Raw genomic sequence first — 14,265 nt, 5'->3', positions numbered from 1 at the left:
ATCCCCAGCCAAACAAACGTTATCTATATGACGTGCTGTAACTAACATGGAGTTTTCATCATGACGGACCTCAACAGCGTTGAATCAATACCTGCAGTCCCGCATAGCCAGGTGCCCGGGATCCTGGCGCTTGAGCAACTCGACACACTCAGCCTGGAAAAACTTATTCGCGGAGAAATACTTGCCATCCGGGTACCTGACTACGCGAATGAACAAACCAGCGAAGTACTAAATAAACATATCAACGAAACGGCGACGCTCCAGGAATATAACCACGAGACCTATGAGCACGGAAAAGTTGTCCAGCATTTCTATGGTGTCCATCGCTGGGGAACACCGTTCAACTCCACCTACGGCAAGGCCGCAGACAGCTATTCGCAACAGAAATACTACGCAGACGCCACCCACATGCGCTGCGTGATCGATGACCTCTGTGCCCCGCGCAAACCACCCATCCATCTACTGATGGAGCATATCCGGCAGGTGTGGCCAGAAGGTGCGACAACCGCGGCGTTCCAGGGCCAGCCGATGTTCTGCGGCATTATCCGCGCCATGTTCCCGGAGACAGCCCACCTCTCCGAAACAGTCCCCCATGTCGATTGCCTGCCCTTGTCGATTGCCGAACTGGAACATCAATTCAGCGCGAATATTTACCTCGAAGTACCACCTTCGGGAGGTGAACTGGTCATTTGGGATACCGAGGCGTTTACCTACGACGAGGTCATCCGTTTCGAAGGGGCGGAACTGCCCGAAGATCGTTTGCAAAAACCGCTGCGCATCCAGCCGCAGAAAAACGAACTGGTGATTATCAATACTCGCCGTCCCCATGCCATTTGCGGTTTCGATTCAGGCAAGCGCATCAGCATCCAGTCGTTTATCGGCTATACCACTGGCCAGCCGTTTTACTTCTGGTGCTAACGCCTTTATTTCTCTTCCTGACGGACACCCTGATATGACACCTGAAGAATTCCGCCGACATGGCCACGCCATGATCGACCTGATTGCAGACTATCGACAAAACATCGAGCAACGCGGTGTGCAACCCACCACGGCCCCGGGCGAAATCAGGTCCGCATTGCCGGCCAGCCCGCCTGAGACAGCCGAACCGTTCGAACAGATCATGGGCGACGTCGAAACACTGATCATGCCCGGTCTGTTGCATTGGCAGCATCCAAGCTTCTTCGGGTTCTTCCCGTCGAATGTGGAACTGTCCTCCGTCCTCGGCGATTGCTTGAGTACCGGCCTGGGCGTAGTGGGATTGTCGTGGCAATCGAGCCCGGCCCTGACCGAAATCGAGGAAGTCACCACCGATTGGCTGCGCGACATGATCGGCCTGAGCGCCAACTGGAGCGGAGTGATCCAGGACTCGGCCTCGACCTCCACCCTGGTGGCGCTGATCAGCGCCCGCGAACGCAGCTCCAACTACGCGCTGATGCACGATGGCCTGCAAAACAGCGGCGCCCCCTTGATCGTCTACACCTCGGCCCACGCCCATAGTTCAGTGAACAAGGCCGCGATCCTGGCGGGGTTCGGCCAGAACAATATCCGTACCGTGGCAACCGACGAACACAATGCAATGTCACCGCATGCATTGGAGCGGGCAATCGAACAAGACCTGGCTGCCGGGAACAGACCCTGTGTGGTGATTGCGACCACCGGCACAACGGCAGCCATGGCCATCGATCCCCTGGAAGCCATCGGCGCCCTGACGCAACGCCACGGCCTGTGGTTGCATGTCGACTCAGCCATGGCCGGGGCCGCGATGATCCTCCCGGAATGCCGCGCGCTGTGGCACGGCATCGAGAACGCCGACTCGCTGGTCCTCAACCCTCACAAATGGCTGGGGGCGGCGTTTGATTGCTCGGTGTACTTTGTACGCGACCCCGAGCACTTGATTCGCATCATGACCACCAACCCCAGCTATCTACAGTCCAAGGCTGACGGCCAGGTCAGGAACTACCGCGACTGGCGGATCTCCCTGGGCAGCCGGTTCCGCGCGCTGAAGCTGTGGTTCCTGATCCGCGAGCAAGGCGTCAGCGGCCTGCAGGCCCGGCTGCGGCGTGACCTGGCGAATGCCCGCTGGCTGGCAGAACAGATTGAAGGCAGCAAACACTGGAAACTGGTAGCCGCCGTCACCCTGCAAACCTTGTGCATTCGCCACGAGCCACCAGGCCTTGATGGTGAGGCGCTGGATAACTACACCCGGGCCTGGGCGGAAAAGCTCAACCATTCAGGCAGCGCCTACGTCACCCCCGCCGTGCTCGACGAGCGCTGGATGGTACGCGTGTCCATTGGCGCGCTGGGGACGGAGCGCCACCACGTCGAAGGCTTGTGGGAACGGTTGCAAACCCTGGTCGATGCAACGGTGGAACACTGAAAGACCGGCGTCGGTGCAGCCACCGACGCCCTAGACCGGCACGCGCTCGCGGCGCATCCACATCTCAAACGCCATGGCATTCAACGGCCGGCTGATCAGATAGCCCTGGGCCGTGTCGCACTTCCAGAGCTTGAGCAGCTTGAGGCTGGGCTCGAACTCCACCCCTTCGGCCACCACCTTGAGCCCCAGGTTGTGGCTCATTTCGATGGTCGAGCGCACGATCACGCCGTCGCCGGAAGTGCTGTCGAGGTTGCGCACAAACGATTGGTCGATCTTCAATTCCTGCACCGGCAGGCGTTGCAGTTGCGCCAGGGATGAATAGCCGGTGCCGAAGTCATCCACCGACAGGCTGATGCCACAAGCGCGCAGTTGCTCCAGCACGCTGAGGGCCTGGGCCGGGTTGTGCATGATCGCGCTTTCGGTGATTTCGAAAATCAGTTGCCGGGCCGATACCCGGTAGTGCGCCAGCAACTCGGTCACCCGCGGGGCCAGGCCGTCATCGGCCAGGTCATCCACCGAGATGTTCACCGACAACTGCACCTCCAACCCGCGCACCGCCCACTCGGCCAGTTGGCGAATGGCTTCTTCGATCACCCACTGGGTCAGGCTGCCCATGCTGCCGGTGCGCTCGGCCAGGGGAATGAACTCGGCCGGCGACACCAGGCCCAGGGTCGGGTGCTGCCAGCGCAACAGCGCTTCGGCCTGGCGCACATGGCCATGGTGCAGGTCGAGCTTGGGCTGGTAACACAGGTACAACTCGCCCTCCGTCGGCGCCCGGCGCAGGTCACGAATCAGGCTGATCTGGCGTTGATGGGCGAGGTCGCGGTCCTGCTGGTAGATCTGCAAGTAACCCGGGAACGCTGCCGCATCGTGGCGGGCAATCGCGGCGCGGCTGATCAGCTCTTCAACCTGCTGGCCGTCGGCCGGGTAGGCGGCGATGCCGATGCTCACTTCGTGGCGCAATTCATCGCCACCAATGCGCTGGGGTTCGGTGAGCAGCCCATACAAGCGGTCAGCCAGGGCCACCGCGCGGTCGATCGCGGTGTTTTCCAGCAGCAGCAAAAACTCGCTGCCGGTGATGCGCGCGGCGGTGTCGCTGGCCGACAGGCTCGACAGCAGGCAGCGGCTGGCTTCGCGGAGCATTTCTTCCACGCCTTCCGGGCCGTAGCCTTCGTTGATCACCCGGTAGTTTTCAATCCCCAGGTACAGCAACACCACCGGCCGGCCGGCGCTGATGGCGCTGCCCAGGCGTTCCATGGCCAGCGCGCGGTTAGGCAGGCCGGTGAGCGGGTCGTGCAAGGCGTTGTGGGCCAGTTGTCGCTCGCGTACCGCAATCCCGTTTTGCATGGCGTTGAAGGCCTGGGCCAGCAGGCCGAACTCATCGTGGCTGCGCACCTGTACCGGTGTGCGGTAGTCACCGGCCCCGATGCGTTCGGCCGCCTGCACCAACGCATTGAGTGGGCGTGAAACCCGCCGCGCCATGAAACAACGCACCCGCCAGCGACACCAGCAGCACCACCAGGGCGATCGCGAGAAATTGCCGGTCCAGCGGCGCGAAGGATTCAAGGGCGTGGTCCAGCGGGCTTTGCAGCAGCACCCGGACCTCGCCACCGTCTGCCGTGTTGCCCAACGGCAGCACCTGGCTGAGATAGCGCTGGCCGTGGAACAGGTTCAATTGCGCCACCGGAGTGATGTACGCGCCCTGCAGGTCGCTGGCAATCGACGCCTGTAGCGCCTCGGGCTGAGTACTGAACAATTCGCCGGGCTGACCATGCTGCGCGCTGATGAACGACACTTCCAGGTTGCTCATGGAGCGCAATTCACTGGCAAAGATTTCGTCCATGGGAAAGCCCATGGCGACACGGGCGATCGGTGCGGGGTCGACGACTTCCTGTTGCACCAGCAGGAAAGGCCGGCCATCCAGGGCCACGATCAACATTTGCAGGCCGCTGCGCCGGGCCTGGCGCAAGGCATCGTTATAGGGAAAGGCCTGGCCGGACGTCAGCGCCGGTAACGTGCTGACCATCACGCGGCCGTCGAGCCCCAGCACAAATACCTCGCTGGAACTCAGGCCGGTGCCATGTCGGCGCAGGGTCGCGAGAATCGCGTCGGGTTCGCCATCGGCGACAGCCTGGCGAAACGGCAGGTCCGCCGTCAGCCAGTTCAAGCCGTATTGCAGGCGCCGGCCACGCAGGTCGAGCAGGCGTTCGAACACCTGGCTGCCGGTTTCCAGCTGCACCTGGGCCTGGTTTTCCACGGCGCGATTGGTGGCGGTCTTCACCGCGAAATACACCGCCGCCACGACCACCAGCAACAGCAGCGCCAGCACCCCGGCAATCCGGGTTTGAAACGTATGGCGCCACCTCATTCTGTTGCCCTCTGGCAGCGCCTGCCCCCTCCAGCCGAAACGTCCCTTCGTCATACGCGTCCCTCGCGATAGCTGAACCGGCGTCAAATAAATATCCTTTTTACAGGGATATTTGAATTATCCAGATTAGCTGCGCAAGAGAAGAAGTGCACCCAATAAATACGGGAGTTTATATGTCATTAATTTGGCGACAGGGTGCCGTTACGACGTTCGCGCCCGCATGAAGTCCCCCCAACGCCGCACGAGATAGTTGTGCTCATCCATCACCGAGTTCCACACCGCGATATGCCCCATGCGCTGTTCATAGGAACCGCCGTCGCGCACGTCACCCACATCGATCAGCGGCAAGCCATCGCTGCCCAACAGCTCTTCCCGAGCGGGCAGCCCGGCGTACCAGTAGTCCCATTCGGCGCTGCTCAGGTGATCTCGGCTGCGAGCCGGGTTGCCGATGTAATAACCCTGGCGCGCCATCACCGCACCCGGCCAGCCGGACAGCCACCAGTTGAGGTAAGCATAGGCCGCATCCAGCACCGGGCCCTTGGCATGGCGCGACAGCGACAACCCGCCGAACCAGGCGCGATAGCCTTCACGGGGCACCGCCAGGCGGTATTTGACCCCGGCCCGATGCAGGCGCATCAGGGTCGGTGACCACAGGCTCTGGATATCGATGCTCGGGCTGAGCATCAGTTGCGCGGCTTCCTCGTCATCGGACCAGAACGCCGCGAAGTGGCCTTCCTTCTGTTTACGCACCAGGATATCGGCCAGTACATCGATCTCTTCGATGCTCATGTTGCCGATGTCCTTGAAGCTCGCGAGGCCCGCGCCTTGCACGGCCAGCGCCGCGTCGAGGGCGCCGATGGCGGCGTCGCTCTGCAACGCAGTGCGTGCGCCCCATGCCGGGTCCAGCAACCAGCCCCAACTCTCGTTGGCGCGGTTGAACCCTTCGGGCAAGCGCTCGGGGCGGTAGGCGAAACTGTCGGCGTTGTGGGTCAGGGGCAGCATGCTGATGCGTTCGGTGACGGTGCTGCCGAGGCTGCCGTCGTGCTGCACGAAGAGGCGCTCGCTGGGCACACTGCCGCTGCCCAGACGGTCGTTGGCGGACAAGCGTCCGCGCTTGGGCAGGTCGTTGATCTCGTGCCACAGCGCGATGCGCCGGGTGTCGATCGGCTGGATCGCCCGCGCCGGCCACACGAAATCGACGTTGTGAAACCACTGGTCGTAGAGGTCGTAGCTGTCAGGTTGCATCACCGCAATGCGCTGGGCCTGCTCGACATCATGCACCTGGTACACCAGGCGAATGCCCAGCTCTTTTTCCGCTCGCACACGCAAGGTTTCGAGCAAGGTCACCGAGGTGCCGAGGACGCGAAGCGTGATCATGCGGCGAACCTTCTGGAGAACACTTCAAAGGAGCGCCGCAGCAGAGCCGGGTCGAGCCCGCGCAGGATAAACACCAGGCGCGATTGCCGATCGGTCCCCGGCCAGGCAGGCAGGTGAACCGGGGCATGCAGGCAATGCTGCACGCCATGAATGACGATGGGAGCGTTACTGGCGTTCACGTTGAGCAGTCCTTTGACGCGAAGAATACGTTCGCCGTGGCATCTTAACAGCATCGATAACCAGACCCCGAAACCGACCCAATCCAGCGGCTGATCGAAGGTCAGGCAACAGACTTGCGCAGCGCCGTGGTTGGCGGCGGTGGTTTGATGGAGTTTCCAGCGGCGGACTTCTGCAACGGGCTCGGCACTGCGCAGGCCTTCGCCAAGCAGCAGTTGTTCACCGCTGTCGATATCGCAGGTATTGAGGATCGGCGTACCGGCGTTCAGTGCCTGCAAGTGCAAGCGCAACGGGCCACAGTCTTCGACGAGGTCGGTCTTGCTCAACAGCAGGCGATCGGCAGCGGCCACTTGCGCCAGCCATTCCGTGTGCAGGCGCTCTTGCAGGGCGGCGTGGCTGGCGTCCACCAGCGTCACCACCAGGCCGATATGAAAGCGCCCGCGCAGTTGCACGTCGTTGTTCAAGGTGGCGAGGATTGGCGCCGGGTCGGCCAGGCCGGTGGTTTCCAGGATCACTCGCTTGAAGGGCGGAATCTCGCCCCGCTCACGACGCTGCAACAGGCCGAGCAAGGCGTCTTTCAACTCGCCGCGAATCGAACAGCACACGCAGCCGCTGGGCAGCAGTACGGTGTCGGGCGCGACTTCCTCCACCAGCAGGTGGTCGATGCCGACGTCGCCGAACTCATTGATCAGCAACGCCGTGTCGCCGAGGCTTTCACCTTGCAGCAGGCGCTTGAGCAAGGTGGTCTTGCCGCTGCCGAGGAAGCCGGTGATGACGTTTAGCGCGATGCTCATAGTTCTACCTCAATGATGCCCCTGCAGGAGTCCGGCTTGCCGGCGATGGCGATATCAAGGACGCCATCGCCGGCAAGCCGGGCTCCTACAGTTCCAGATGATCGAGCAGGCGCGGGTCCAACGGGTCTAGCGGTCGACCGAGCATGGTCTCTGCCGCCTGCCACAATTGATCCAGGCCGCTGGCCAGTTCCTGTTTGCCGGTGGCGCCCAGCAGCAGATAGGACGCGCCCTGGAAGTCTTCGACCTTGAGCCGGAACACCGCCAGCACCTGGTTGATCGCCGCGATTCGGCGCAGACGTTCGCGTCGGCGCGGCAATTCATCGCCCAAGGGATCGCTCCAGTGCAGGTCTTCGCCCAACAGGCCGCAAAGTCCGCACATGCTTAATACCCGCTCATGGCATGACGTCGCCGGAGTTCGGGCCAAGGGTCTGGCCGACGAACAGATTGCCGCCCGGCTCGCTGGCCAGCAGCACGGCAGTCGGTGCGACTTCGTCCGCCAGGCCGAAACGACCCAGGGGCAGCTCGGCGGCCTTGGCGCGTTTCCAGGTGTCGCTGATGCCGCCTACCAATGGCGTTTCGATAGGCCCGGGTGCGATAGCGTTGACCAGTACGTTGTCCTTGGCCACTTCCAGGGCCAGGGATTTAGTGAAGCCGATCACGCCGGCCTTGGCCGCCGCATAGTGCGTCAACTCGGCGCCGCCCTTGATCCCCAGTTGCGAGGCGACGTTGATGATCCGGCCCCAGCGCTGGGCGATCATGTGAGGCAAGGCGCGCTGGCTGGCGACGAACACGCTGGTGAGGTCGACGCGCAGCATGTCGTTCCACATGTCCAGGGTCAGGTCGACGCAACGGGCCTGGGTCAGCATGCCGGCGTTGTTGACCAGGATGTCGATGCCGCCGTAGTGGGTGACGCAGGTATCGACGCTGGCCCGGGCGCCGTCGACGGTGCCGACATCGGCCACGCACTCGAGGACTTCGGCGCCGAGGTTGCGGCAGGTGATGGCGGTTTCGGCGAGGGTGGCGGCATCGCGGTCGGCCAGCAACAGACGCGCGCCTTCGACGGCGTAGGCGCGGGCGATGGCGGCGCCGATGCCGCTGCCGGCGCCGGTGATCACGGCACGGCGGTTAGCGAGTTGGGGCATGGTGAACTCCTGAAATAATCAAACGGCGAACGCGGTCAAAAATGTGGGAGCGGGCTTGCTCGCGAAAGCGGAGTGCCAGCCAATACATGCGGAACTGATCCACCGCATTCGCGAGCAAGCCCGCTCCCACATTTGGAGCGAGTCCGGCTTAAAACTGGGGGTTAGTCCGGCCAGCGCACGGTCAAGCCACCATCAATCACAATGCTCTGCCCGGTCAGGTAGCTCGATTCCTCACTGGTCAAAAACCGCACCAGAGACGCCACTTCATCCGCCCGCCCTACCCGGCCCAGCGGAATCGCCCGCGCCGCTTTCGCCAGCCCTTCCGGGCCGAGGGAGTTCTTCGCGTCCAGCGACTGCGGCGTCTCGATCAACCCCGGAATCACCGCATTGCAACGAATCCCCAACGGCGCCAATTCCACCGCCAGCGACCGACACAACCCCGGCACACCGGCCTTGGCCGCCGCATAGTGCGCGTGCTCCTGCCAGCCATACACGCCACCGGCAATCGACGAAATCGCCACCAACGCACCGCCTTCATGCATGTGCCGGGTCGCCGCCCGGAAGGTGCGCATCACCCCGGTCAGGTCGACGTTGAGCATCTCGTTCCACAGCTCGTCGGTCATTTCCAGCAGTGGCGCACGGCGTAACAAACCGGCGTTGGCCACCGCGTAATCGAGGCGACCGAAGTGCTGGACCGCCTGCGCCGCCAGGTTATCCACCGAGGTTGTATTGCCCACGTCCAGCGGCAACATCAGGCATTCACCGCCCGCCTCTTCCACCAGCGCAACCGTGTGATGCGGGTCATGGGGATCGGCCGGGTAATACCCACCCACCACCGCCACGCCGCTGCGGGCATACGCCACCGCGAGGGCCTGGCCGATGCCGCTGGCGGCACCGGTAATCAATGCAACTTTACGACTCATCGAATCAACTCCTTACTGGACGGTTTCCGGACGCACATGGCGCGCGGCAAACATCAACGCACCGGAGAGGAAGCACGGCACTGCGCCAAACCACAGCGCAGCGGTCTGCCAGTCACTCCCGGCCGACAACACCTGGGTCGCGCCGAACCCGGCGACCACCGCACCAATCGGCCCCATGGCATGGATGATCGCGCCACCGGTAGCCCGGATGCTGGTGGGGAAACTTTCACTGATGAAAAACAGCGCCGCCGAGTACGGCCCGATCAGGAAGAACAGGCCCAGGCTGTACAGCCCCACCACCATCGCCATGTTGCTCGGGCCAAACAGCATCCCGGCAAACGACAGCCCGCCGAGCATCCAGCCGAGGCCGATGACATTGCGCCGGCCGATCTTGTCGCCCATCCAGCCGTGGCTGAGGTAGCCGCAGTAGCCCACCAGGTTCGACAGCACGAGGATGATCAGCGAGTTCTCGAACGAGATGTGGTGCACGCTGACGATCACCGACGTACCCAGCACGCTGAACACCTGGATCGCCGCCCAGTTGAGCAGCAGCGCCGCACCGATCACCAGGGTTGCACGGCGGGCCGGGCCACGGAATGCGGCCTTGAGGCCGGCCTTGCTGTGTTCGTCATAGTCTACGCCGTAGGTCACGGCGACGTTTTGCGCTTCCTTCACCGCGCCGCTTTTACGCAGCTCGCTGATACGCTGGTGAATCTGGAACTGCGGGCTTTCCTTGAGCTTGCGCGCCATGACCGCGATCACAATCGCCGGGATCGCCGCAAACACGAAGCACCCCTGCCAGCCAATCACCGGCAGCAACAGCGCGGTCAAACCCGCCGCGATCAACGCGCCCACCGGCCAGCCGCCCTGCACCAGGCTGTAGATAAAGCCGCGACGCTTGGCCAGTTTTGGATCATCGGAAGCCGCGTACAGCTCGCTCAAGTAAGTCGCGTTGACGGTTTCCTCGGCATAACCCAGGCCGCCCAGCGAACGGATCAGGATCAACGACGACTTGCCCCACGCGCCGCCAATGGCGGTGAGCGCCGAGCAGATCGCCGAACCGGCCACGGTGAAAATAATCCCTTTGCGCCGACCCAGTTTGTCCACGATCGGACCGATGGCCAGCGCGACCACGGCGGTGCCTACCGCCACCCATGTCGCAATCTCCGCCTGCTCCACTTCACCCCAGTTAAAGTGCCGCCCGATTTCCGGCAGCAAGGTGCCGAAAAGGATGAAGTCATACACCGCAAACACCCAGGCGAAAAACGCGATCCAGGTGGCGAAACGCACTTCCTTGGGCGTCAGTTGCCGGGGTTTCCAGCCAGTCAGATCAAGCTTGTTGTAGATAGACATGAATCGCGCCTCGGGAGGTTGGCCAGGGTTTAGGTACAGGTGTCAGGTACGCGGTTGGCGGCGGATAAAGTCATCGGCGATTTCGTCGAAGGTGACGAAGCGCACGCCGGCATGGCTCTGGATGTGTTCGATCAGCCGCTCAAGCATCAGCAGCACTTGCGGGCGGCCGGACACGTCGGGGTGGATGGTCATGGTGAACACCGCGTGTTCGTGCTCGCGGTAGACCCAGTCGAACTGGTCGCGCCACATTTCTTCGAGGTGACGCGGGTTGACGAAGCCATGGCTGTTGGGGGCTTTCTTGATGAACATCATCGGCGGCAGGTCGTCTAGGTACCAGTTGGCCGGGATCTCCACCAGGTCGGTTTCTTCGCCGCGCACCAGGGGTTTCATCCAGGTGTCGGGGTGCTGGCTGTAGTCGATCTTGGTCCAGGTGTCGCCCTTGCGTACGTAGTACGGGTGGAAGTCGTTGTGCATCAGGCTGTGGTCGTACTTGATGCCTTTTTTCAGCAGCAGTTCGTTGGTGACCTTGCTGAATTCCCACCACGGCGCGACGTAGCCGGTGGGGCGTTTGCCGGTGACCTGGGTGATCAGCTCGATGGACTTGTCGAGGACGATTTCTTCCTGCTCGGCCGTCATCGCAATCGGGTTTTCGTGGCTGTAGCCGTGCACACCGATTTCGTGACCGGCGTCGGCCACCGCCTTCATCTGCTCGGGAAAGGTTTCCATCGAGTGGCCGGGGATAAACCAGGTGGTGCGCAGGCCGTAGCGCTCGAACAATTTGAGCAGGCGTGGCGCACCGATTTCACCGGCGAACAGGCCGCGGGAAATGTCGTCCGGGGAATCTTCGCGCCGCCATAGGAACCGAGCCAGCCGGCGACCGCGTCGACGTCGACGCCAAATGCACAGAGGATGTCTTTAGCCATGATGTGTCTCCTTAAAAAGTGAGTGCGGTTTCTACTGACAGCGCGGCCCGAAGCAGGCGCGCGTCTTCGCCGCTGGGGGCGCTGAGCAGCAGGCCGGTGGGCAGGCCCAGGGCATCGCGGCCGCTGGGCAGGCTGACGCCGGGCATGTCCAGCAGGCTGCCGGGCATGGTCAGGCGCAGGGTGGCGAGGTTGGTGCTGACGAACAGTTCAAAGTCGGCTTCCAACGGCGCCAGGGCCGGGGCCACATGGGCCACGGTGGGGGTGATGAGGATCGCGCCGTCGAGTTCGTCGACAAGTTGCTGTTGCAGGCGGCGACGGGCGTCGTACAGCGCCAGCAGTTGGCTGGCCGGCAGTGTGCGGGCCGCTTCAAGGCGACGGCGAACGCGGGGGTCGAGTTGCTCGGCATCAGGGCTGTCGAGCAGGGCTTCGTGGAGGGCGAAGGCTTCGAAGGCGCCGAGCCAGCCCTGGTGCAGGATCAGGTCGAGGGTGGCCTGGAAGGTCTTCGAGGGGCGCACGTCAATCAGCGCGCCATCTGCCTTCAATCGGTCCACACAACGTTGCAGGTTATCGCGCACCGCAGGTTCAACCCGTGCGTCTTCCAGCACACTTTGCTCGACCCAGAACCGCTGGCCATTGAGGCTGCGGGGCGGGCGTGGTGGGCGCTGGTCGCGACCATTGAGCAGGTCGTCGATGGCCAGTGCATCGCGCACGCTGCGGGTCAGCGGGCCGAGGCTGTCGAGGGTGTGAGCCAGCGGAAAAACGCCGTCGCGGCTGTAGCGCCGGCAACTGCTGCGATAACCGACCACGCCATTCAGCGCAGCCGGAATACGGATGGAGCCGGCGGTGTCGGTACCCATGGCGATCGGCACGATGCCGGCTGCCACGGCGACCGCCGAGCCCGACGACGAGCCGCCGGGAATCCGCGGTTGATCGACGCTGGCCGGGTTGTGCGGCGTGCCGAAATGCGGGTTCAGGCCCAGGCCGGAATAGGCCAGCTCGCTGAGGTTGGTCTTGCCGACGCTGACCATTCCGGCGCGGCACAACAGGCCCACACTTGGCGCGTCCAGCAAGGCGGCCGGCGCATTACGGCGATAGGCCGCGCCCGCCGTGGTAATGCTGCCGGCCACATCGAACAGATCTTTCCAGGCCAGTGGCACCCCGTCGAACACGCTCAACGGCTGGCCGGCACGCCAACGGGCGGCCGACGCTTCGGCCTCACGGCGAGCGCGCTCGGCGGTCAGGGAGATGAACACGCCGGGGGCCATGCTCGCGTGGGCAATTGCCTGTTCCAGGACCTGCACCGGGTCGCTGCGACCGCTGGCGAAATCCTCGGCCATTGAAGTGGCGTCTGACATGGGAACGACCTTTAAAAAATGTACATATTAATAAAATGTACATTTCACAAAGGCAGCTTTCGTGCCAGTCTTGTGGACAGCTCGGTTGCCACACCTGGCACTTTGGAGCAGATCCACGGGCTAGATGGGTTTCAGGCATTAAAAGAAATATCGGCTGGTGTTTAAGGCTCGCCAGGAATGAAATAATGTATCTTTTATTAATAAATACATTTTGGTGCAGAAAAGTAACATCAACCCTCTGAAGGCCCCAAAAAAGTGCCACCGACGTGGCGCAGAGTGACAGGCGCAACTATGAGAGAATCCCCGGCCACCGACCCGTTTGCTCCAGAGAGCCCGATGAAAGCAGTGTCAGCCTCGGCTTCCCGTTACGCGATGATTCACCAGGTTCTGCGCGACGCAATCACCCACGGCACCGCCCGCCATGGCCTGGTGTTGCTGGAAGCGCCGCTGGCCGAATTGTTCGGCACCAGCCGGGTGCCGGTGCGCAAAGCCCTGAACCTGTTGCATGACGAAGGACTGATCTGCCGCTTCGATGGCCGGGGTTACCTGATCAACCCCGACGGCCTGGACATGGAGCCGCTGCGCCTGCCCCTGAGCCATGCGCACCTGGGCCTCAACGGTGAAGATGAATTGGTGGACACCCGGCCACTGGGGGAGCGCATCGTCGAGGAAATCGGCGCAGCGCTCTCGACCTGTATCGCCTTCGGGCATTATCGCCTCGATGAACAGGCCGCCGCCGAGCACTACAACGTCAGCCGCGCGGTGGTGCGTGAAGCGCTGATGCGCCTGCGGGACCGTGGCCTGGTAGAAAAGGAACCCTATTCCCAATGGCTGGCCGGGCCACTGACTGCCCGGGAAGTCACCGAAGACTACGAACTGCGCGCCTGCCTGGAGCCCGAAGCCCTGCGCCAGAGCGCGCCGAACCTCGACCGCGACCTGCTGCACGCCATGTTGCAGCGCGTGCTCGATGCGCAAAACAGCGCCCATTGCAGCCTGGAAGAGATCGAGCAGATCGAGGAAGACCTGCACCAGCACTGCCTCGCGGGCCTGCAAAATCGCAAGATCGCCGCGCTGATCCGCCAGGGGCAGAGCCCGATGATCATCAGCCGGATTTTCTACCGGCTGCTGGGCATCGGTGCCGATCCGGCGATGCTGGCCGAGCACCGGCTGATCCTTGAGCTGTTGCTGCATGGCGCCTTCGACGCCGCCGCGCTGAACCTGCGCGAGCACCTGCAACGGGCCCGGCAGCGGATGTTGCAGCGTTTGAAGGTGCTGTCGGTGCTGCCTGAACAACCTTTACCGGCCTACTTGCACAAACTCAGCTGACGAAATGCAATCGAAAATGTGGGAGCGGGCTTGCTCGCGAAGGCGGCGCATCAGTCACAGATGCATCGACTGACAGACCGCCTTCGCGAGCAAGCCCGCTCCCACATTTGTTCAGCGGTGCTTTTGAAAATATTGTGCAATATGTTGCTA

Annotated in this window: 10 protein-coding genes and 2 pseudogenes; 3 read left to right on the top strand and 9 right to left on the bottom strand. The window is 62.8% G+C overall.

Annotation, left to right across the window (positions count from 1 at the left end):
• Positions 1-60: 60 nt before the first annotated feature.
• Together QF039_RS01000 and QF039_RS00995 are read left to right on the top strand one after the other, a co-directional pair.
• Entirely contained in the window at positions 61-918 is an 858-nt protein-coding gene (locus tag QF039_RS01000; protein ID WP_003210388.1) for a 2OG-Fe(II) oxygenase, read from the top strand.
• A 34-nt stretch (positions 919-952) separates the two neighbouring features.
• Positions 953-2,377, top strand: coding sequence for a pyridoxal-dependent decarboxylase (locus QF039_RS00995; protein WP_307516594.1), 1,425 nt, complete (start codon positions 953-955; stop codon positions 2,375-2,377).
• A 30-nt stretch (positions 2,378-2,407) separates the two neighbouring features.
• Here QF039_RS00995 and QF039_RS00990 read toward each other — a convergent pair.
• The 9 genes and pseudogenes from QF039_RS00990 to QF039_RS00950 form a co-directional block, all read right to left on the bottom strand.
• Positions 2,408-4,745: pseudogene (locus tag QF039_RS00990) on the bottom strand (putative bifunctional diguanylate cyclase/phosphodiesterase).
• A gap of 201 nt (positions 4,746-4,946) precedes the next feature.
• Complete coding sequence (locus QF039_RS00985) at positions 4,947-6,122, bottom strand: PotD/PotF family extracellular solute-binding protein (RefSeq protein WP_134325784.1); 1,176 nt, start codon at positions 6,120-6,122, stop codon at positions 4,947-4,949.
• Positions 6,119-7,093, bottom strand: a complete 975-nt coding sequence (locus QF039_RS00980) for a GTP-binding protein (protein ID WP_307516593.1) — start codon at positions 7,091-7,093, stop codon at positions 6,119-6,121. Before QF039_RS00980 ends, QF039_RS00985 begins: the two co-directional genes overlap by 4 nt.
• Positions 7,094-7,178: 85 nt before the next feature.
• Positions 7,179-7,472: a hypothetical protein gene (locus tag QF039_RS00975; RefSeq protein WP_003210398.1), complete on the bottom strand. Its 294-nt coding sequence runs from the start codon at positions 7,470-7,472 to the stop codon at positions 7,179-7,181.
• 13 nt (positions 7,473-7,485) lie between these two features.
• Positions 7,486-8,235, bottom strand: a complete 750-nt coding sequence (locus QF039_RS00970) for an SDR family NAD(P)-dependent oxidoreductase (RefSeq protein ID WP_177123267.1) — start codon at positions 8,233-8,235, stop codon at positions 7,486-7,488.
• Positions 8,236-8,396: 161 nt separating this feature from the next.
• Positions 8,397-9,158, bottom strand: a complete 762-nt coding sequence (locus tag QF039_RS00965; protein ID WP_307516591.1) for an SDR family NAD(P)-dependent oxidoreductase — start codon at positions 9,156-9,158, stop codon at positions 8,397-8,399.
• A gap of 12 nt (positions 9,159-9,170) precedes the next feature.
• Entirely contained in the window at positions 9,171-10,511 is a 1,341-nt protein-coding gene (locus QF039_RS00960; RefSeq protein WP_003210404.1) for an MFS transporter, read from the bottom strand.
• Positions 10,512-10,553: 42 nt separating this feature from the next.
• Positions 10,554-11,434: pseudogene (locus tag QF039_RS00955) on the bottom strand (polysaccharide deacetylase).
• Positions 11,435-11,445: 11 nt separating this feature from the next.
• A complete protein-coding gene (locus QF039_RS00950; RefSeq protein WP_032899782.1) occupies positions 11,446-12,789 on the bottom strand; it encodes an amidase in 1,344 nt (447 codons plus the stop codon).
• A 336-nt stretch (positions 12,790-13,125) separates the two neighbouring features.
• Here QF039_RS00950 and QF039_RS00945 point away from each other — a divergent pair, with 336 nt between their 5' ends.
• Entirely contained in the window at positions 13,126-14,115 is a 990-nt protein-coding gene (locus tag QF039_RS00945; RefSeq protein WP_003210410.1) for a GntR family transcriptional regulator, read from the top strand.
• Positions 14,116-14,265: the final 150 nt, after the last annotated feature.

This window comes from Pseudomonas sp. W2I6, from assembly GCF_030815935.1.
Lineage (GTDB): Bacteria > Pseudomonadota > Gammaproteobacteria > Pseudomonadales > Pseudomonadaceae > Aquipseudomonas.
The sequence above is the reverse complement of the archived record's forward strand: the minus strand, read 5'-3'. Positions and strand labels throughout refer to the sequence as shown.